Below are 20953 nucleotides of genomic sequence, written 5' to 3' on the forward strand. Positions count from 1 at the left end.
TGTGAGGTATCGAAAAAGTCAGGATTCGACACAACATGGAATTAAAAGCAACGACGCTGGGCAAGCGCATGGCGCAGCACCCCTACGACCGGGTTGAGATCCTCAATGCGGGCGTCAGAGTTTCCGGCCCTCAACATGAATACCTCATTCCTTTCAACCAGCTCCTTGCGATTAACTGCAAGCGTGGCCTGGTGTGGGGGGAGCTGGAGTTTGTGTTGCCTGAGGACAAAGTTGTGCGTCTGCACGGAACTGAATGGGGAGAGACGCAGCGCTTTCACCGTCATTTAAGCGGGCTCTGGCAGCAGTGGGGCGTGGAGATGAGCGAAATTGCTGCTGAACTGCTCGAAAAGCAGTTGGCGATTATCGCTGGCAGCAGTGTGGAAACGCAGTGGCTCACGCGTCAACAGGCGAAAAAGATACGCGAGCAGATAATGCAGGCGCTGGAAGGTTTACCGCTGCCGACCGATCGCCTCGAGGCATTTGATAACTGCCGCGAGCCGTGGCAGCAGTGCCAGGCATGGTTCGCAGATAAAGAGAGTGGGCGTGCGCTGCATAATCAGCGTTATACCGATGCCATGCTCGAGCAGTACCATGAATTTTTCGAACAGATAGAGTCATCGCCGCTGAATGCCTCTCAGGCCAGGGCGGTGGTAAACGGCGAGCGTTCGCTGCTGGTGCTGGCGGGGGCTGGCAGTGGTAAAACGTCCGTGCTGGTGGCACGCGCGGGCTGGCTGCTGGCGCGCGGCGAAGCCTCTGCTGAGCAAATTCTGCTGCTGGCTTTTGGGCGCAAAGCGGCGCAGGAGATGGATGAGCGCCTGCAAACGCGCCTGCATACCGATGCTATTACAGCGCGAACCTTCCACGCACTGGCGCTCCATATTATTCAGCAGGGCAGCAAAAAAGTGCCCGTGGTTAGCAAGCTAGAGAATGATACAACTGCCCGTTATACGCTTTTTACCCAGTGCTGGCAGCAGCAGTGTCGGGAGAAAAAAGCTCAGGCTAAGGGCTGGCGGCAGTGGATACAGGATGAACTGGGCTGGGACGTTGCCGAGGGGAATTTCTGGGAAGATGAAAAGATCGTTAAGCGCATGGGCAGCCGCCTCGACCGCTGGGTGAGCCTGATGCGCATGCACGGCGGCTCGCAGGCGGAGATGATTGCTGGCGCCCCGGAAGAGGTACGCGATCTGTTTGGCAAACGCGTTAAGCTGATGGCTCCGTTGCTGAAAGCATGGAAAACGGCGCTGAAAGAAGAAAACGCCGTCGACTTCTCCGGGCTTATCCATCAGGCCATCAATATTCTGGAAAAAGGGCGCTTTGTCAGCCCGTGGAAGCATATTCTGGTTGATGAGTTTCAGGACATCTCCCCGCAGCGAGCCGCTTTGCTGGCAGCGCTGCGCAAACAGAATTCGCACACCTCGCTCTATGCCGTGGGCGATGACTGGCAGGCAATCTATCGCTTTAGCGGCGCGCAACTGTCGCTGACAACCGCCTTTAATCACTATTTTGGTGAAGGCGATAACTGTGCGCTCGACACCACTTACCGTTTCAACGGTCGTATTGGCGAAATTGCCAATCGCTTTATTCAGCAGAACCCTCATCAACTGAGTAAACCGCTCAACAGCCTGACGGCAGGCGATAAAAATGCGGTGACGCTGCTTGAGGACGATAAGCTCGATGCGCTGTTCGATAAGCTCAGCGGCTATGCCACCGAGGATCAGCGGATTCTGGTACTGGCGCGCTATCACCATCTGAAACCGGCTGCACTGGAAAAAGCGGTGACCCGCTGGCCGAAGCTGAATATCGATTTTATGACCGTTCACGCCAGCAAGGGCCAGCAGGCCGATTACGTTATCGTGCTGGGATTACAGGAAGGGTTTGATGGCTTCCCGGCGCCCGCGCGGGAGTCGATTATGGAACAAGCGTTGCTGCCTGCGCCGGAAGATTTCCCGGATGCCGAAGAACGTCGTTTGCTGTATGTGGCGATCACCCGCGCGCGTCTGCGCGTCTGGTTACTGTTTAATGCTAAACAGCCGTCACCGTTCGTCGATATTTTGAAGCAGCTATCGGTGCCAGTGGCACGTAAACCGTAAGATAAGCCGGAGTCGCTGTTGCGACTCCGGGCCTGGCGGACGCTTATTTCAGGCGTTCGGAGAGGTAGCGCTGATAGTCGGGGATCAGAATATCAACCGGCTCGCTAAAGTTCGGTGACTGGATGATAAAGTCGGCGGTGGACGCATTGGTGGCAACCGGGATGTTCCAGACGGTTGCCAGACGCAGCAGCGCCTTAACGTCCGGGTCGTGCGGTACGGCGTTTAGCGGGTCCCAGAAGAAGATCAGGACGTCAATTTTACCTTCAGAAATCAGTGCGCCAACCTGCTGATCGCCGCCCATTGGGCCGCTCAGCATAGCTTTCACTTCCAGACCGGTGGCGCGTTGCACCAGGTTACCGGTGGTGCCGGTAGCTGACAGCGTATGCTGTGCCAGGCAATCCCGGTGGCGCTGCACCCATTTCATCAGCATATCTTTGCAGTGGTCGTGTGCCACCAGAGCAATGTGTTTACGCGCCGGTAAGGTGCGGGTCGTCAGTTCCATAAAGCCATTCCCTAAGTGTGTAATCCAGACAGATTACTGCAAGCAAATCAGCCTGCAAGCTCTGAATCGCAAAAATTTGACGCGCGACATCAGCGTGCTCGCGTACACTTAATCTATTAGCCAGGAGGATAATGATGACAGAAAATGATATTGCCAACATTTTGACCAACACCCACACCATTGCGCTGGTAGGGGCGAGCGATAAACCTGACCGCCCGAGCTATCGGGTGATGAAATACCTGCTGGATCAAGGCTATCGCGTGATCCCGGTGTCACCGAAGGTGGCTGGCGGTACGCTATTGGGGCAGAAGGGCTACGCCACGCTTGCTGATGTGCCAGAGAAGGTCGATATGGTGGATGTGTTCCGCAATTCCGAAGCCGCATGGGGCGTGGCGCAGGAGGCGATTGCGATTGGCGCCAAAACGCTGTGGATGCAGCTTGGGGTGATTAACGAACAGGCGGCCGTGCTGGCGCGCAACGCGGGTCTGCAGGTGGTGATGGACCGTTGCCCTGCGATTGAGATCCCTCGTTTGGGCCTCGCGAAATAAAGATGTTCACCGTCACTTCATAACAAAAAACCCCGCAATGCGGGGTTTTGTCATTAATGCGGCGACTAGTTACGCAGCCGCGGTGCCTGTAGCTGTCGGCGGATGGTACGCGCCAGTTCATCCATCGTAGGTTGCTCTGGGTGATCTTCTCTCGGTTCGCTGCTCAACTGGGCTTCGGCCAGATAGGTGTGCACCGGCTGGCCTTCGTCGTCTTCCATCACCACGTGATACCACGGCAAAGCACGAAGCTCGTCGCTTGCCGCCAGATCGTCGGGGTCAGGATCGTCAAGTGAGTAAACCGGGTCGATATCTACCACCACGCCCAGGTAGCCCAGCAGGGAATGACGCACCTGCTGGCCAATACCGAATTTGCTGGTAATCATCATACTCACCTCCCGGGAAATGGCGTTATCTCTGTATCTCTACATATATAGACACCATTTCGCTTTTCAAGTTACATGACGCGGCAGGCAAATCCTTTCAGGTACAATCCTTCCGGGTAGGTTGCAATCACCGGGTGATCGGCTGCCTGACGGAACTGCTCTATAAATTGTACATCACGACCGGCATCAATTGCGGCATCGGCGATGATTTTCTGGAATAAATCCGTCGTCATCAGGCCGGAGCAGGAGAAGGTCAGCAGCACACCGCCTGGATTCAGCAGTTGGATCGCCAGCATATTGATGTCTTTATAGCCGCGGCAGGCGCCCATCAGCTGGCTTTTATTTTCCACGAATTTCGGTGGATCCATGACGATCACATCGAACTTCTCGCCCTGGTCGCGGTATTTACGCAGCAGCTTAAAGACATCGTCGCGAACGAATTCGGCTTTGCTCAGGTCCAGCTTGTTCAGCTCGACGTTTTGACGTGCAACGTCCAGCGCTTCCTGAGAGGTGTCCACGCTAGTCACCTGGCTGCAGCCGCCCATCAGCGCGGAAACCGCAAAGCCTCCGGTGTAGGAGAAGCAGTTCAGGACGCGTTTATTCGCCACGTAGCGACGCGTTGCCAGACGGCTGTCGCGCTGGTCGAGGTAATAACCGGTTTTATGGCCACCCTGGATATCGACCAGCAGCTTCATGCCGTGCTCTTCAATCGGCAGCAGGGCAGGTGGCAGCTCGCCGGTCACTGGCCCTTGGGTCAGTTCCATGCCTTCTTTTTTACGTACGGCAACGTCGCTACGATCGTAAATCGCACATTGCGGATACAGCGTTTGCAGGGCGCTAATCAGCGCCGCACGCTGGTATTCCGCACCGGCACTCAGCAGCTGCAGCACCAGGAAGGAACCGAAGCGGTCGATAGTCACGCCCGGCAGGCCGTCAGACTCACCGGCGATCAGACGGTAGCTGTCCAGCCCGTCTTTCTGCGCCAGCCAGTCACGCCAGGTTTGCGCCTGCTGAAGACGACGTACGAAGAAGTCGATATCGATGGTTTCGTTGGCGTCGAATGTCCACACGCGAGCGCGGATTTGCGACGCTGGAGAATATGCGCCACGGGCTAACCATTTACCCTGATGATCAACAATATCAATGGTCTCACCGAGGCTAGCTTTGCCTTCCATGCGAGCAACCGCACCGGAAAAGACCCAGGGATGACGGCGCAGCAATGATTTTTCGCGCCCTTTGGCTAACACTAAACGTACACTCATAGTTTTTTATCTGACTATATAGGAAGGGATCAGGCTGCATTTTCCCGACTTCGCTGCACAAATGCAACGAACAGCGGAAGAATGTCAGGGCAATTGGCGGTAGAGTGGGGTTAATCGTCTGAACCATACCGGAGGAGAACCGCATGGATAGATGCGTGATTTGTTGGGTTTACGGCCAGGTACAGGGCGTAGGCTTTCGCTTTTTTACCCAGCAGGAGGCTGCGCGCCTTGGCCTGCGCGGCTATGCGTTGAACCTGGATGATGGCAGCGTGGAGGTTGTGGCCTGCGGCAATGATGAACAGGTTGAGAAGCTACTGGCATGGTTAAAAGCGGGCGGGCCGCGCAGCGCCCGGGTTGATAAAGTTCTGGCCGAACCTCATCAACCCGAAAAAGCGTGGAGCAACTTCAGTATTCGCTATTAAATGCACTTCACAGGCTTAGGCAGGCCCGCGATTTTGGTGGCCTGCTTGGCCGGGCCTTTCGGGAACAGACGATACAGATAGCGACTGTTGCCTTTCTCTTCGCCGAAGGTGTTCGCCATCGCTTTAACCAGCATACGAATCGCCGGCGAGGTGTTGAACTCCAGATAGAACGCACGCACAAAACGCACCACTTCCCAGTGCTCAGGGCTCAGCGTAATGCCTTCATTGGCGGCAATCGCCTCTGCCAGCCCTTCGCTCCATAGTGTGGTGTCTTTGAGATAGCCTTCGCTATCGGTCTCAATTTCGGTGTTTTCGTAGATAAGCATAATATTTCACGCAACAAACAGATGGCGGGAAGTGTAGCAAATAAAAAGGCCCCGCATAAGCGAGGCCTTGAGTCCGTTGAGTCGGGGTTAATCGCGGCTTGCGAAGCCCAGAATGCTCAGCAGGCTGACAAAGATGTTGTACAGCGAGACGTACAGGCTAACGGTAGCACGGATGTAGTTGGTCTCACCGCCGCGGATGATGTTGCTGGTCTCATACAGGATGGCACCGGAAGAGATCAGGATAAACACCGCGCTAATCGCCAGGTGCAGGGCAGGCAGCTGCAGGAAGATGTTTGCCACCATACCAATCAGCACCACCACGATACCGGCCATCAGCATACCGCCGAGGAAGGACATGTCCTTACGGGTGGTCAGCACGTAGGCCGAGCAGCTAAAGAACACCAGCGCCGTACCGCCCAGCGCCATCCCGATAACGTCACCCATGCCCGCAGACAGATAGGCGTTCAGAATTGGCCCCAGGATATAGCCCAGGAAGCCGGTGAAGGCGAAAGCGGACAGAATACCCACCGGCTTATCGGCCGTTTTATAGGTCAGGAACATTAACCCGTACATGCCAACCAGCGTCAGGATCAGGCCCGGAGACGGCAGCATCAGCACGGTGCTGGCCGTGGCGGTAATGGCGGAAAACGCCAGCGTCAGGCTCAGCAGGAAATAGGTGTTACGCAGGACTTTATGTGTGCTCAGCAGCGATGAGCGGTCACGCGATGAAGTAATTATGCGATCCATGAGTCACTCTCTTATGACAGATGTTATTAGTGGCATAGAATAAGAAATCTCTCTTTTATTCCCAAATGATTTTACCCATCTTTACTCTGCCGAATCAGGGTATTACTGGTCGGTCACAGATTCTATCAATAAAGCCAGAAAGAGCGAGATCAATCTCTTATAGGTTGTTGAAAGCCCTTGCGTTATCACCGCTTCATGCCAAGAGTGAAAAGGGTTATAACGACAAGGCAATGGAAATGAAATTAAAACACAATAACAACATCACGATCGCGCTACTGGCGCTAGGTTTAAGCGGTGCTGCACAGGCTGCAAACGTACCGGAAGGTACTGCGCTGGCGGACAAACAGGAGCTGGTGCGCGGCAACGGCAATGAACCTGCTTCACTTGACCCGCATAAAGTGGAAAGCGACGTTGAGTTTAACATCCTCAACGATCTGTTTGATGGGCTGGTGGCGGTGAAACCCGACGGCAGCATTGAGCCAAGACTGGCGGAGTCCTGGGACAATCAAGACAACACCGTCTGGACGTTCCACCTGCGTCCCGGTATTACCTGGTCGGATGGCTCTGCGATTACTGCGCAGGATGTCGTCTGGAGCTGGCAGCGCCTGGTTACCCCGGCCACCGCGTCCCCTTACGCCAGCTACCCGGGCAATATGCATATTGTGAATGCGGCGGATATCGCCTTAGGTAAGAAAGCCCCGGACACCCTCGGCGTGAAGGCGCTGAACGATACCACAATCGAAGTGACCCTTAATCAACCAAATTCCGCCTTTCTCGCCATGCTCGCGCACCCGTCGATGGTCCCGCTGGATAAAGTCCTGATAGGCCGCTTTGGTGATAAATGGGTGAAGCCGGAGCACTTTGTGGGCAGCGGCGCTTATACGCTCTCGCAATGGGTGGTTAACGAGCGCATTGTGGCCGAGCGCAACCCGCGCTACTGGGATAATGCGAAGACGGTAGTCAACAAGGTGACCTATCTGCCTATTCGTTCTGAAGCTTCTGATGTAAACCGCTACAAGGCTGGGGAAGTCGATATTGTTTATACCTTACCGATTAACCAGTTCAGCCAGCTGAAAAAGACGCTCGGCGATCAGGTGGACGTTAAGCCACAGCTGGCCACCTATTACTATGAGTTCAACACCACGAAACCGCCGTTTAACGATGCTCGCGTGCGCCGCGCGCTGAATATGGCGCTGGATAAAGACATCATCGCCGATAAGGTGTTGGGGCAGGGGCAGCGCCCGGCGTGGGTGGTGAGCCAGCCAGATATTGGCGGCGTGAAGCTTCACGGGCCTGAATACGCCTCCTGGCCGCGCGATAAGCGTCTGGCTGAGGCGAAAAAGCTGTTGGCAGAAGCTGGGTTTAATGAAGCGCACCCGCTGTCGTTCAACTTGCTGTACAACACCTCAGAATCGCACCAGCGCATCGCGATTGCGGCGGCCTCAATGTGGAAGAAAAATCTCGGCGTTGAAGCCAAGCTCCAGAATCAGGAATGGAAAACCATGCTGGATGCGATGCATACCGGTAATTTTGACGTCGTGCGCTACGCCTGGATTGCTGACTACGATGATGCGTCGACGTTCCTCAACACTTTCCGTACCGGCGACAGCGAGAATACGGCGAAGTACAGCAACCCGGACTACGATGAAGCGCTACGCGACGCGGCGAAGACGCAGGATGTTGCCCAACGTGCGCGTGATTACCAGAAAGCGGAAGATCTACTGGGGCGAGATGTACCGGCAATTCCGGTCTATCACTATGTGCGTACGCACCTGGTGAAACCATGGGTTGGCGGCTTCACACCGGATAGACTGGGGAATTTCTCCACGAAAGATATCTATATCAAAAAGCATTAGGCGGAAATCAGAGGAATAAAGCGTTGGTAAAATAGCCATTTTGTTGTTTTTTCAGGCGAATAACAGCATTTTGACTGTTTTTCAGGCAAACGAACGTTTTGGTGCTTTACAGGTCCGTTCGGGATGTTTATAGTGCGCCTCATTGGAAGCGTGGCCGAGCGGTTGAAGGCACCGGTCTTGAAAACCGGCGACCCGAAAGGGTTCTAGAGTTCGAATCTCTACGCTTCCGCCAATTAAAAGAAGGGGTTACCGAAAGGTAACCCCTTTTTGCTTTGGTGTGTTGGGACGGACTTTGAATATTCAGCACAATATCAGCTACGCAACCCTTTGGATTAGTTGGAGATAAACCATGAATGCCAAACTGAACAAGTTCATGCAAATGGCGTTTAACAACTCCAGCGCCAATGAGGCCGCACAGGCATTGAAAATGCTGGCCAGTGCGATGCAAGAGCAGGGCGTAAACCCGGCAAGCCTACTGCAAATAAAGAACGACTCCGCCAGCGGCGAGTTGTTAGCAGAGTTGCGTCGTGAGCTTTCCGTTCTCAAAGCGGATTACAACGACATGGTCGACCGCTATAACACCGTAGTTCGCGCCCATAAGGCCCGCGGTGAGAAGATTGCCGCTCTGGAACTGTCGTTATCCGAGAACGGTATTGCAGCGGCACAGCAGGAAGAATCTGCTGCATCGGAGGGGTCTATTGCTGACCAAATCCGCAAAATGAAGAGTGGCACGGCCGATCTGGTTCACCACCCGAAAGCAAAGGCCACGCGACGCCTGTCCGAGGAGCTGGCGGCGCAGAATGAGCAATTTAAAGGGCACTGGAACTACCAGGAACCCAGCCAGAGCAGCAAGTATGGTGATGCACATTATAGCTATAATTACGGCGATACCCTGCATATGTGGATCAGTAAATCGGAAACCAGCGACGGGTTTACAGTGAGTCTCGCGACGTTTGGTCCGCGTGGAGGCAAAAAAGACAGCAATTATAAATCGTTTAGCGACGAGGCCTCATTGATGGACTGGTTGCTGAAAGCGTGGGGGGTGTTGAAGTGAAACGCCTATCTAATACGCTGAGAATTTAAGTAACAGTCAATATTCTGTAATGATAATCCTCCCTGGCTGTGTAAAAACGGGTTAAGTGCATTGATGTACTGCACAGGCCCACAATCTTTCAGAAGAAATGTCTTTTCCATTTCTGACTATAGTCTACATGACACACTTCAAATATTGACCTATAACTTATTCACACTATGTCTACTATCATTGTTGGTGATAGCTCATGGCTATTAAATGTTTTATTTTTAAATGATCAAATAATACGAGGCTGGAAAAATTTCATTTAATTCTCGCTGGCGTTAACAGTGCGGAGACGCTTGCTGGTTAAAGATAAAGCCTCTGGGACGGTGGCCGAATAGACCACCAAAAATGGTGATGGCGAAGGAATGGATATGCGTAAACTTCTCTGGGTTGTTGGTCTGGTGGCGTTGTTGTCGGGATGCGGTGATGACGGGGTTTATGGTACGTGGAAGAACGCCGGGACGGGGCTAGTGATTAAGATTGATGAGAAAAACATCAAGTTCCCTGGGGTGGGAAACCTTGCTGTCGACAAATGGGATGTCAGCAAGGATCAACAAACCTATGTCGCTCACACGACGTATAATAATATTTCGATTGAAAAATCGAAAGGTGGCATCATCATTATGGGCACCGAATATCAACGTGAATAAACCTATTTAATTATCATGAGAAATAAAAAGCAAATGCGAGAATGCATTTGCTTTTACCTATTTGCTGACGGTTTTTTTTAGTTGTCTACTGACCTATATCACATCACCGGTATCGCAATCGTACACGAATAAAAGCCATGCAACGTGGTCACAGATTGATGATGACGTAAGCATTAAAAGCCGCTCAGTGTTGGAGTTCCCCTTACCCTTGCGCCCAGCTTCTCGCAGCCCCGAAGTCCCCTGAAGAAGCATCTTTACCGCAGCGCGCCTAATATATTTGTCAGGTATTTCTCATACTAAAATATATTCCAGGTACCATGGTGGTATTAATTATTATTCTGGAATAACGCAATAATTGTTAAATTTCATGCCTCGTTGAGGCACATAAGGATAAGTTCTGTTACGGTCTGCAATGTAAACTGTTTGTTTATTAAAAGACCGTGAATATTATGATTTTAGTTAATTTATTTTTACGCTGCTTCTTTTTATCGCTGGCGACCGGCGCTGCTATTTTATGCCTGCATATTGATGTCAATATTCTCAAAAATAGCCTGTCTGAAGTCTCGCTCACCGAGATTGTTCAGGAGACTATCCTCTTGCTTATCGTCCTGATCCACCTCGTGGCGGCACGTAAGCAACCCGATATGCGCCAATGTAATACCCTGATTGCCGGCTTCTTTATGGCCATGCTGATCCGCGAACTCGACGGCATTTTTGACCTGATCCACCACGGCAGCTGGGTATGGTTTGCACTGGCAGTCAGTATTACGGCGCTTATCTACGCGTTTCGACAGCCTCAGCGAGTATTACATCAACTCACTCTGTATACAGCAAAACCCGCCTTCGGGATTATGCTCGTGGGATTATTGGCCACGCTGGTGTTTTCTCGCCTGTTTGGCATGTCGTTGCTCTGGCACTCCCTGTTACAGGATGGCTACGTTCGGGAGGTGAAAAATATGGTGGAAGAAGGGACGGAACTCTTTGGCTATATTCTCTGCCTGGCGGCATCGGTGGAAATATTCCGTCGGCAGAAAGCAGGCCACCGTTAAATTATTCCACCCAATAAATCATCGCGTTTACGGGCCTCCTATGGGAGGCCTTTTTTGTACCCGTCTCCGGGGAAAGCACTAACCCAGAGCAAGTGACCGGCGTTTTCGCAGAGGGCACCGTTTTATGCGTGAAAGAGGTCTGAAGAGTAAGCGTATGTTTTGCGCCGCTTAATAATTGCAGGTAGGATGCTTCGCGGCAGTTTTATCCCTACGCAGAATGACGGGAAAAACCGCGCGGGTTGTCCTGGATAGGCGTTCCGTATTCATTCGATAACCTTATGCATTCCATACATCAGACAGGTACAGGGTAATAATGGAAACACAACACTCACAGGCCGCGGAGCAACGCGCGGCAAAACGAAGCTGGCTGAACGCCCACGAAGAGGGTTATCACAAGGCGATGGGTAACCGACAGGTACAGATGATCGCCATCGGCGGCGCTATCGGTACCGGTTTATTCCTCGGCGCAGGTGCGCGTTTGCAAATGGCAGGTCCGGCGCTGGCGCTGGTTTACCTGGTTTGCGGCATCTTCTCGTTCTTTATTCTTCGCGCGCTGGGCGAGCTGGTACTGCACCGCCCGTCGAGCGGCAGCTTCGTCTCCTATGCCCGTGAGTTTCTCGGCGAAAAGGCCGCCTATGTGGCGGGCTGGATGTACTTCGTCAACTGGGCAATGACCGGTATTGTCGATATCACCGCAGTCGCGCTCTATATGCACTACTGGGGCGCGTTTGGCGACGTGCCGCAGTGGGTGTTTGCGCTGGGCGCGCTGGCGATTGTCGGCACCATGAACATGATTGGTGTGAAGTGGTTCGCCGAGATGGAGTTCTGGTTTGCGCTGGTGAAAGTGCTGGCGATTGTGGTGTTCCTTGTCGTCGGGACCGTCTATCTGGGCAGCGGCAAACCGCTGGACGGCAATGCTACCGGCTTCCATCTGATAACCGACAACGGCGGCTTCTTCCCGCACGGCCTGCTGCCTGCGCTGGTGCTGGTACAGGGCGTGGTATTTGCTTTTGCCTCCATTGAACTGGTCGGTACCGCGGCGGGCGAGTGTAAAGACCCGCAGACCATGGTGCCGCGCGCCATCAACAGCGTTATCTGGCGCATCGGCCTGTTCTACGTGGGTTCGGTGGTGCTGCTGGTGCTGCTGCTGCCGTGGACGGCCTACCAGGCGGGGCAGAGCCCGTTTGTGACCTTCTTCTCTAAGCTCGGTGTGCCTTATATCGGCAGTATCATGAACATCGTGGTACTGACGGCGGCGCTCTCCAGCCTTAACTCTGGCCTCTACTGTACCGGGCGTATCTTACGCTCGATGGCGATGGGCGGTTCCGCACCGAAGTTTATGAGCAAAATGAGCCGCCAGCACGTGCCGTACGCAGGCATTATGGCGACGCTGGTAGTCTACGTGGTGGGCGTGTTCCTGAACTATCTGGTGCCGTCTCAGGTCTTTGAAATCGTGCTGAACTTCGCTTCGCTGGGCATTATCGCTTCGTGGGCGTTTATCATGGTGTGCCAACTGCGCCTGCGTAAGGCCATTAAAGAAGGCAAGGCCGCGGACGTGAACTTCAAGCTGCCGGGCGCGCCGTTTACCTCCTGGCTGACGCTGCTGTTCCTGCTGAGCGTACTGGTTCTGATGGCGTTCGATTATCCGAACGGCACCTACACCATCGCCTCGCTGCCGCTGATTGCTATTCTGCTGGTGGCCGGATGGTTCGGCGTTCGTAAACGTGTAGCGGAAATTCACAGCACCGCACCGTAATCTACGATAAGGCCTGACGTTGTCAGGCCTTTTTCCTGGCGGCTAAAAGCTCATGGCTAATCCCACGCCATAGCCGCTGGTGCCGTTGCCAAACATATAGCGCGCCACCAGCCGCGTGCGGGTAATAAAGACCGGGTACTTACTGCTGTCCATCTCAATCCCAATCCCGACCGAGCTCAAACTATCAAACCCTAACGTGCCGCGTTGTTCGCCGAGGTACTCGGTATGCGCCCCTTCCAGCACATAGCGCACCGGGCTTTTCAGCAGCGTCCAGTCGAAAAGTGGGGCGCGACGGCGCAGATAAAGCCCGAGGTTTTGTGCTGTGGCGCTGCCCTCAACGGCGCTGGATGTGTTGCCGAAGGTTTGCAGATTCATGCCCGTATAGCGCAGTTCAATGTCAATATCCTGCGCCGGGGAGACCAGTTCATAGTCGAGCATTAATGAACCGCCCAGGCCATAGGCATTGAGCCGGCCGCCGTCGAGAAAGTCATACTCGGCGTTGCGATGCCGCTCCAGCGCCCATTTCCCGACCCGCAGATCGCTCGCCATGGTGCCGAGCATCACGTTGGCAATCGGACGCAGTACCAGGTTGCCGCCCCAACGGTCGCGGTGCAGGCTGAAATCCCAGCCGATACCGCCGGTGGCCGTCAGGCTGTTCCATTTGGTCGGAATACGTCGGCTTTGGTCACCATCGCTGATGACGAACTGCGGATCGTAGCGGCTGTAGCCCATCGCCCCTTCGAGATAAAGCGGAAAAGTGTCGCCCATCGTTGCGCCACCGCCAAACTGGGTGATCGACAGCTCGGTTTTATCGTCGGAGCCCGAGCCGATATTGAGATCGCTGGCGGTAATATCCGGCACAATCATGTAGCTCATCAGCGTCAGCACCGCATCGGCCCGCTGTTTAATGCGCTGTCCGTCCGCCGCTTGCAGCGCGGTGCTGAAGGTCAGCGAAGTCAGCAGAAGCATGAACATGCCGGGAAATGCCGCGATCATGGTCGGTGCAGCCTCAATCGGGTGATGATGGATTAACTATAGAGCAGGAACCCGCCTCAGTAAGACAAAACCTTACACTCGCGGCCTTGCGCATTGTTGAGGATTGTTTATGATTCGGCTGTTCTGAAACGTCTGGTAATTTATGCGTAATCGTCAGCTTCTTGCTAAAGGGTTCTTGATAGTGACCTGCCTCGCCATGGCGCTTTGCCTGGTGCAGCGGGCGGTCTATCTGCACCATTTTCTTGAGCAGGTCGGCAACCCGGTTCAGACTCTCTCCACGCCGGCAACGGACGAATCCCAGGTTGGGCCTTCACCGTGCCAGCTTAGCGCCAACTCGCTGTTGTGCGCGCAGCCCGTTTTCTTCGACGGCGCGCTGCCTGCCGTTATCATCTTCCTGGCCCTGATTCAGCTATTCGCTGAAGTGCGTACGTTTGTCTTCCGCGACGTGCCCAGACGGCCGCCCACGCTTCGCATACACCTCAAAAACTGCGTTTTCCGTGAATGAATCATCGTCCTGACGACGATTGATTATTTAATTCACGGAGAAAAAACATGTTGAATATCTTCAGGGGATTACTCCTCCTGTTGCTGGCCTGCGTGGGTGCCGCTCACGCTGCCGATACCGGGTGGCTTACGTCCCCGCAAAATGACCACGCTAAGATTCGTTTCCAGGCGGAAAGAGGGCAGGACCGCCTGTATGGCTTGCTGACCGTTGAGCTACAGTCCGGCTGGAAAACCTACTGGCGATCGCCGGGAGAAGGGGGCGTGGCGCCCGAAATTCACTGGAAAAACGGTGAAAAGGCGCAGTGGTACTGGCCGGTGCCGTCGCGCTTTGATATTTCGGGGCTGACTACCCAGGGCTACCATAACCGGGTGGTGATCCCGATGATCATCACCGGTAATCCGGGGGATGTGCTGGACGGCACGCTGACGCTCTCGACCTGCAGCAACGTCTGTCTATTAACGGACTACCCGCTGCATCTTGATTTTAACCAGCCGGTCGACGGCCAGTTTCAGGATACGTTCGAGCAGGCAATGCGCACTATCCCGGCGGACAAGGGTATTTCGGAAGATCTCGCGGCGCACCTTGAGGGCGATCGTCTGGTGATCACCGGCACCACTGCGGGGACGTGGCGTTCCCCGGAAATCTATTTTGACCCGATGGACGGCGGCATTATTCCCGGCGACCCGAGTATCAAAATGCACGGCGCGGAGCTGGTTGTGAGTGCGCCGGTGACGGACGAGTGGGGCGAAAAACCGGCAACACTCGCGGGGAAAACGCTCTCCTTTGTCCTCACCAGCGACGGCAAAGCCCAGCAAACCACTCTGACGGTAGGGGCCGATCAGACCGCCAATGCGCCCGATGCAGCCAGCGTCAGTATCGTGCAGATGCTGCTGTTTGCATTGCTCGGCGGGTTTATCCTCAACCTGATGCCCTGCGTGCTGCCGGTGATGGGGATGAAACTGAGCGCGGTGCTCCACGCCGGGTCGGATACGCGCAGTATCCGCCTGCGATTCCTCGCGACCAGCGCCGGGATCCTTGTCTCCTTTGCGCTGCTGGCGACGATGGTCACGGTGCTGAAGCTGACCGGCGCGGCACTGGGCTGGGGGATCCAGTTCCAAAACCCGTGGTTTATTGGCCTGATGGTCGCCGTCACCTTTATCTTCGCGCTAAACCTGTTTGGCACCTTTGCCGTACTGCTGCCGTCATCCATGGTCGGCAGGATGGCAACCGCCGGTGGCAACGGGATGTTGGGCAGTTTCTTTGAGGGGATGTTTGCTACGCTGCTGGCCACACCGTGTTCAGCGCCGTTCCTCGGCACCGCTGTGGCCTTTGCGCTGGGGGCACCGCTTCAGGATCTCTGGCTTATCTTTATCGCGCTTGGTATCGGGATGGCGATTCCCTGGCTGTTGGTGGCGCTGCTGCCAAAAACCGCCGCGCTCTTACCGCGTCCGGGACGCTGGATGGCGATGCTGAAAACCATTCTGGCGCTGATGATGCTGGCTTCAAGCCTGTGGCTGGCGTCGCTGCTGAGCCTGCATTTGGGTGACCGGGTCAGCGATATGGTCATTCTGCTGCTGGCCATTGTGGCGCTGGTGGCCGTTATATTCACTGGCCCGCGCAGCGGCGCGGCGTTCTATCTGGCGGTGATTCTGCTCACCGGCCTTGGCGGCTACCAGCTGCGCGGGCTGATTCAGTCGCCGTCAGCCTCGTCCACCGAGGCCAGCGCGGACATTCGCTGGCAGCCGCTCAGCGAAGCGGCGATTGATCAGGCGCTTGCGCAGGGCAAACGCGTTTTCGTGGATATCTCCGCCGACTGGTGCGTGACCTGCAAAGTGAATGAAATGCGCGTGCTGAACCAGCCGGAGATCGTCGCGGCGCTGAACGCCCCGGATGTGGTGGCGCTGCGCGGTGACTGGAGCAAGCCTTCCGCATCGATCGCCGCCTTCCTGCAAAAGCGCAACCGCTACGCCATCCCCTTCAATGAAGTCTACGGGCCGGGCCAGCCCGAGGGCGAGATCCTCTCGCCGCTGCTGGACCAACAAACGCTGCTCACCGCCCTGAAACATGCCAAAGGTTAATGAATCATGAAATACACGCTTCTGTTTACGCTTTTAATGACCGCCTCACTGCAGGCCGTTGCCGCGCCAGCGCTTACGCCAGCCCAGGAGGCTCGCGTCCAGGAATTAGTGCAGGAGACGCTGCTTAAGCACCCGGAAATTCTGGCCGCTGCGGCAGAAAAGCTGGATCAGCAAAGCGCCGAGGCCAGCCAGCAGCAGATGAAATCGGTCATCGCGCAGAACAGCGATTTTCTCTATCGCGACCCCAACTCCCCGCGTATCGGGGCGGCGAAACCGCGTCTGACGCTGGTGGTCTTTACCGACTATAACTGCCCATACTGCAAGAAATTTGATCCTTATCTGGAGAAGATCGTGGCGAAATACCCGGACGTTGCCGTGGTGTTCAAATTCCTGCCTTACCGCTCGGAAAGCTCGGTGACGTCGGCCCGGGATGCGCTCACCGTCTGGCGTGCTCACCCGGAGCAATTTATGAAGTTTAACGATCTGCTGATGGCGAAAAAGGGTTATCACGACGATGCCAGCATCGCTCAGGCCAAGCAGAAAGCGGGCGTGGTGGTGAATGAACCGGACAGTGAGAGCTTTGAAACGGTAAAGAAAAGCCTCGCGCTGGCGCAACAGTTGGGTATTCAGGGTACGCCCGCCACGCTGATCGGCGATGAAATGCTCTCCGGCTGGGTTCCTTATGAGCAGTTTGATGCTATGGTCAGCGACGCGCTGAAAAAACAGTAAATTCACTTCCGGGGGAGCGATCCCCCGTTCAGAGAGGGACGATGATGAAATCGATTATCCTAACGTCGCTGGCACTACTCCCGGCGTTCGCCTACGCCAGCGCGCCGCTTCCCGATATCGTGAAGCGCTTTAGCGAACAGCAGAACATCACCATCATTAAAGAGGTGGAGGCTCCCGGCGGGCTGAAAAGTTGGGTCGGGAAGTATCAGGATATGGGGGTGAACCTGTTCCTGACTCCCGACGGCAAGCACGTGGTATCGGGGTACCTTTATGACGACAAAGGTAAAAACCTGAGTGAAGGCTACTTTACCGAAGCGATTTACGTACCGATGGGCCAGGAGATGTGGAAAACGCTCAATAGCGCCCACGCGCTGAAGGAGGGGGCCGATACCGCGCCGAGAAAGGTGTTTGTGTTTGCCGATCCTTTCTGCCCTTACTGCAAAACTTTCTGGGCGGCGGCGCAGCCGTGGGTTGAGGCAGGTCACGTCCAGCTCAATACGCTGCTAGTGGCCTTCCTGAACCCGAAAAGCGGGCGCAACGCGACGGCCATTCTTAACGCGGCGGATCCGGTAGCGGCCTGGCGAGATTACGAATTGTCCAACGGTAAGAAATTACCGCGTTTTGACGGCGTCACGCCGCGCGAAACCTTCAATCTGCTGCAACAGCATCAGAAGATGATGGATGATTTAGGCGCGAACGCCACGCCGGCAATTTACTATATGAACGACAAGAACGAGCTGCAGCAGGTGGTGGGGATGCCTGATGAGAAACAGCTTGAGGCAATGTTTGGTCCGAAACCCTGATATGACGCGTATCCCCCTCTCCCTTCCAGGGAGAGGGTCGGGGTAAGGGTAATGCGCGGAACTGGGAAACAGGAAAAATATCTACAATTAAGCGCTAATAACAGCAGGTAATTTACCAGAATTACCCCTGTCAGATTATTTAAATATTTCAGGTATACCACTTTATGGTTATATTGTTTAACTGGTATCTCAAATGACACTTATTTACATTCAGTTGGCGAATCTTTAACGGAAATAACGCTATAATGCCGCCGCTCTAAGGAAAAACATCAATCATTCATTACCAATGAGTCATATGCTATGGATAAGCAAATGTATATCACCACCCGAAGTCAACGCTACCTGCAGACCAAACCCCCTTCTACGCCATAATTGCCCCCGCTGTTTCTCACAGCACCTACTATTTTTTTCCTTACCGCTCGACGGTTATTTACCCTGTCTAGCGCATAGGTCACGCTACGTCTTTCAATACGCTTATTCGTACAGCAAAATTTAAATCATAAATTTTGTTATTCTGCTGTGCGCCAAAAATAAAGGAACGTCTTTATGGAATATTATTCCAGGGACCACCATAACCAAAATATATCGCTGCCCAGCGGTGAACACATTGAACGCCTGATTACGGACGTTTATTCGGCCCTGCGCTCCGAGCAAGAGGGTGCCGTTTCGACGGTCTATCCGGCATTAACCCGCGTCGACCCGAACCTGTTTGGCATCTACCTCAAAGGCGTGGACGGCTACGAGTTCTCCATCGGTGATGTGGAGACCGAGTTCACTATCATGAGCATCTCCAAGCCCTTTATCTTTGCGCTGGTGTGCCAGGCCATTGGGCCGCAAGCGGCGCGCGAACGGCTTGGCGTCAACGGTACCGGGATGCCGTTTAACTCGGTATCAGCCATTGAGCAGTCGACCACAAAACTGACGAACCCGATGGTCAATTCCGGGGCCATTGCCACCACCAGCTTTACGCCGGGAAAAACTAAAGAAGAGAAATGGCACTATATCTATAACGGCCTCTGCGGATTTGCCGGGCGTAAGCTGACGTTAAACGAAGAAATATATCAATCCGCCTGCCAGAGTAATTATCGCAATCGTGGAATTGCCCATCTGCTTTATAGCTACGGACGCCTGGGGTGTGACCCGGAAATGGCTACCGAACTGTATACCCGTCAATGCTGCCTGAATATTAATTCCCGTGATTTAGCCGTGATGGGGGCAACCCTTGCCGACGGCGGAATTAACCCGGTAACCGGAGATAAAATTATTAATAATGCCATCTGTCATTATACCCTCGCCGTGATGCTGACGTCGGGAATGTATGAAACCTCCGGTGAATGGCTATATGAAACCGGGCTGCCCGCTAAAAGCGGTATCGGCGGCGGCATTATTGCCGTCTCGCCGGGAAAATGTGCGTTAAGCGCTTTCTCTCCGCTGCTCGATGGTGCCGGAAATAGCGTTAAAGCGCAGAAAGCCATTCGATCATTATCGCGCTGTCTGGGGATGGATCTGCTGGTCGCTAAACCCTATACCGATAACCGTAGCCTAACGGCGCAGGAGTAACCGATGAGTACAATAACCGCAGAACAACAGCAGCGCTCCTGGGCACCAATGATCGCCATCGCGCTGGCCCAGGTGCTGATGTCATTTAACGTCGCTTCACTGCCGGTTGCGCTTAGCGGCATGGTCAACAGCTTTAACGTGCCGCCTACCGATATTGCCACCGGCATTATTATGTACTCGCTCTCCGTCGCCGCGTTTGTGATGGCGGGTTCTAAGCTCAGCCAGCGCTTTGGTCCGGTCATCGTCTTTCGTGTGTCGGTGCTGGTCTTTGGCGGCGCGCAGATTTTCATGGTTATCAGCCAGAACGTGCAAACCATGATTGCCGCGCAGGCGCTTTGCGGGCTTACCGCCGCCGCGCTGGTGCCATCGCTGGTGGCGCTGATTGCGGAAAACTACAAGGGCAAGCAGCAGGCGACGGCACTCGGTTCACTCGGTTCCGCCCGCGCGGGTGCAGGCGTAGCGGCGTTTCTGATTGGCGGTGTTTTTGGCACCTGGATCGGCTGGCGTCCGGTGTTTGCCGTGATGATTGTCCTGGCGCTTATCACCTTTGCCCTGAGCTTCCGTCTGCGTAAAGACGAAGGCGACCCCAGCGTGCAGATAGATGTGGTCGGCCTGCTGCTGGCTGCCAGCGCTATTGTACTGCTCTCGCTGGGATTCAATAACCTGAACGGCTGGGGTGGCCTGATGGCGAAACCCGCCGCGCCGTTCACTCTGAACGGCCTGTCACCCGCGCCGGTGATGATTGTGGTGGGCTTTATCCTGCTACAAGGGTTTGTGATGTGGAACCGTCATATCAAACAGCGCGGCCGCACGCCGCTGATTGCGCTAGAAGTGATGGACTCGCCGTCTGAGAAAGCCGCCGTCACCGTGATGTTCGCCGTGGTGGCGCTGGAGGCGATGCTGAACTTCACCGTGCCGCTGTATATCCAGATTGTGCAAGGACGCACGCCGATGGCGACCACCGTGGCGATGCTGCCGTTCAACCTGTCGGTGTTCTTCTCCGCGCTGTTGGTGATTAAGCTGTACGACAAATTCACGCCGAAACAGATTGCCACCTCGGGGTTCATCGTCTGCTGCGCGGCGCTGGTCTGGCTCTCCTGGGTTGTCACCAATAACTGGAGTGAATGGCCGGTGATGGTGGGGCTGATTGTCTTCGGCATGGGGCAGGGGGCGCTGGTCACGCTGGTGTTCAACGTACTGGTCAGCTCCTCACCTAAATCGCTGGCAAGCGACGTAGGGGCGCTTCGCGGCACCACCAGTAATCTGGCAAACGCCATTGGTACGGCGGTTGCGGGTGCGCTGCTGGTTGGCCTGCTCAGTGCCAGCGTGATGAAAAGCGTGGTGGCCTCGCCGGTGGTCACCGCTGAACTTCAGGCGGAGGTGAATCTGGATAACATCAACTTTGTCAGCAACGAGCGTCTGGAGACGGTGCTGGAAAATACCTCGGCGACGCCTGCGCAGGTGCAGGAAGCGATGGACATTAACGAGACCTCCAGGCTGAAGGCGCTGAAGCTCGGGATCCTGATCATGGCGCTGATCTCCGCGCTGGCCATTCTCCCGGCTCGTCGACTGCCGGGCTACTCGCCGGGCAATATTCCGGTCTAGCAATACCT

General features: G+C 54.8%; 20 protein-coding genes and 1 tRNA gene. 15 read left to right on the top strand and 6 right to left on the bottom strand.

Going from position 1 to position 20953, the window contains the following annotated elements; genetic code table 11:
• Positions 1–35: 35 nt before the first annotated feature.
• On the top strand, positions 36–2090 hold the full coding sequence (helD, locus tag V6944_RS14150) for a DNA helicase IV (RefSeq protein WP_333499417.1): 2055 nt from the start codon (positions 36–38) through the stop codon (positions 2088–2090).
• Positions 2091–2133: 43 nt separating this feature from the next.
• On the opposite strand, the gene mgsA is transcribed toward helD, so the two are convergent.
• Positions 2134–2592 carry a methylglyoxal synthase gene (gene mgsA / locus V6944_RS14155; protein WP_185666531.1) on the bottom strand — a complete coding sequence of 153 codons (459 nt, stop codon included), beginning with the start codon at positions 2590–2592 and terminating at the stop codon, positions 2134–2136.
• 134 nt (positions 2593–2726) lie between these two features.
• Here mgsA and V6944_RS14160 point away from each other — a divergent pair, with 134 nt between their 5' ends.
• Positions 2727–3140, top strand: coding sequence for a CoA-binding protein (locus V6944_RS14160; RefSeq protein ID WP_185666755.1), 414 nt, complete (start codon positions 2727–2729; stop codon positions 3138–3140).
• Between the two features lie 65 nt (positions 3141–3205).
• On the opposite strand, the gene hspQ is transcribed toward V6944_RS14160, so the two are convergent.
• Positions 3206–3523 carry a heat shock protein HspQ gene (gene hspQ / locus V6944_RS14165; protein WP_220441056.1) on the bottom strand — a complete coding sequence of 106 codons (318 nt, stop codon included), beginning with the start codon at positions 3521–3523 and terminating at the stop codon, positions 3206–3208.
• Between the two features lie 71 nt (positions 3524–3594).
• On the bottom strand, positions 3595–4785 hold the full coding sequence (gene rlmI, locus V6944_RS14170) for a 23S rRNA (cytosine(1962)-C(5))-methyltransferase RlmI (protein WP_333499418.1): 1191 nt from the start codon (positions 4783–4785) through the stop codon (positions 3595–3597).
• A 143-nt stretch (positions 4786–4928) separates the two neighbouring features.
• Here rlmI and yccX point away from each other — a divergent pair, with 143 nt between their 5' ends.
• Positions 4929–5207: an acylphosphatase gene (yccX, locus tag V6944_RS14175; protein WP_333499419.1), complete on the top strand. Its 279-nt coding sequence runs from the start codon at positions 4929–4931 to the stop codon at positions 5205–5207.
• On the opposite strand, the gene tusE is transcribed toward yccX, so the two are convergent.
• Both tusE and yccA read right to left on the bottom strand, forming a co-directional pair.
• On the bottom strand, positions 5204–5533 hold the full coding sequence (gene tusE / locus V6944_RS14180; protein ID WP_333499420.1) for a sulfurtransferase TusE: 330 nt from the start codon (positions 5531–5533) through the stop codon (positions 5204–5206). The genes yccX and tusE overlap by 4 nt on opposite strands.
• 87 nt (positions 5534–5620) lie before the next feature.
• Complete coding sequence (gene yccA / locus V6944_RS14185) at positions 5621–6280, bottom strand: FtsH protease modulator YccA (RefSeq protein ID WP_052284078.1); 660 nt, start codon at positions 6278–6280, stop codon at positions 5621–5623.
• A 236-nt stretch (positions 6281–6516) separates the two neighbouring features.
• On the opposite strand from yccA, the gene V6944_RS14190 reads away from it, so the two are divergent.
• The 6 genes from V6944_RS14190 (at position 6517) to ansP (ending at position 12669) form a co-directional block, all read left to right on the top strand.
• Positions 6517–8136: an ABC transporter substrate-binding protein gene (locus V6944_RS14190; RefSeq protein WP_333499421.1), complete on the top strand. Its 1620-nt coding sequence runs from the start codon at positions 6517–6519 to the stop codon at positions 8134–8136.
• 144 nt (positions 8137–8280) lie between these two features.
• Positions 8281–8368, top strand: a tRNA-Ser gene (locus V6944_RS14195).
• Positions 8369–8485: 117 nt separating this feature from the next.
• Positions 8486–9190 carry a hypothetical protein gene (locus V6944_RS14200; protein WP_333499422.1) on the top strand — a complete coding sequence of 235 codons (705 nt, stop codon included), beginning with the start codon at positions 8486–8488 and terminating at the stop codon, positions 9188–9190.
• Positions 9191–9585: 395 nt separating this feature from the next.
• Positions 9586–9864 (top strand): hypothetical protein, encoded by a 279-nt coding sequence (locus V6944_RS14205; protein ID WP_333499423.1) that lies wholly within the window; start codon positions 9586–9588, stop codon positions 9862–9864.
• Between the two features lie 449 nt (positions 9865–10313).
• On the top strand, positions 10314–10913 hold the full coding sequence (locus tag V6944_RS14210) for a transporter (RefSeq protein WP_333499424.1): 600 nt from the start codon (positions 10314–10316) through the stop codon (positions 10911–10913).
• A 313-nt stretch (positions 10914–11226) separates the two neighbouring features.
• The gene (ansP, locus tag V6944_RS14215) at positions 11227–12669 is read left to right on the top strand and encodes an L-asparagine permease (protein ID WP_333499425.1); all 1443 of its coding nucleotides are present in this window, start codon (positions 11227–11229) and stop codon (positions 12667–12669) included.
• A gap of 42 nt (positions 12670–12711) precedes the next feature.
• Here the strand turns inward: ansP and V6944_RS14220 are convergent, their stop codons facing one another.
• Positions 12712–13644: a hypothetical protein gene (locus V6944_RS14220; protein WP_442910743.1), complete on the bottom strand. Its 933-nt coding sequence runs from the start codon at positions 13642–13644 to the stop codon at positions 12712–12714.
• A gap of 163 nt (positions 13645–13807) precedes the next feature.
• Here V6944_RS14220 and V6944_RS14225 point away from each other — a divergent pair, with 163 nt between their 5' ends.
• The 6 genes from V6944_RS14225 (at position 13808) to V6944_RS14250 (ending at position 20945) form a co-directional block, all read left to right on the top strand.
• Positions 13808–14170 carry a hypothetical protein gene (locus V6944_RS14225; protein ID WP_333499427.1) on the top strand — a complete coding sequence of 121 codons (363 nt, stop codon included), beginning with the start codon at positions 13808–13810 and terminating at the stop codon, positions 14168–14170.
• Positions 14171–14217: 47 nt separating this feature from the next.
• Positions 14218–16248, top strand: a complete 2031-nt coding sequence (locus V6944_RS14230) for a protein-disulfide reductase DsbD family protein (RefSeq protein ID WP_333499428.1) — start codon at positions 14218–14220, stop codon at positions 16246–16248.
• 6 nt (positions 16249–16254) lie between these two features.
• On the top strand, positions 16255–16977 hold the full coding sequence (locus tag V6944_RS14235; RefSeq protein ID WP_185666519.1) for a DsbA family protein: 723 nt from the start codon (positions 16255–16257) through the stop codon (positions 16975–16977).
• A 44-nt stretch (positions 16978–17021) separates the two neighbouring features.
• On the top strand, positions 17022–17780 hold the full coding sequence (dsbG, locus tag V6944_RS14240) for a thiol:disulfide interchange protein DsbG (RefSeq protein ID WP_185666753.1): 759 nt from the start codon (positions 17022–17024) through the stop codon (positions 17778–17780).
• A 546-nt stretch (positions 17781–18326) separates the two neighbouring features.
• Entirely contained in the window at positions 18327–19340 is a 1014-nt protein-coding gene (gene glsA, locus V6944_RS14245; protein WP_333499429.1) for a glutaminase A, read from the top strand.
• Between the two features lie 3 nt (positions 19341–19343).
• Positions 19344–20945: an MFS transporter gene (locus V6944_RS14250; protein ID WP_333499430.1), complete on the top strand. Its 1602-nt coding sequence runs from the start codon at positions 19344–19346 to the stop codon at positions 20943–20945.
• The last annotated feature ends 8 nt before the right edge of the window (positions 20946–20953 follow it).

Source organism: Kluyvera sp. CHPC 1.2972 (assembly GCF_036759925.1).
Lineage (GTDB): Bacteria > Pseudomonadota > Gammaproteobacteria > Enterobacterales > Enterobacteriaceae > Kluyvera.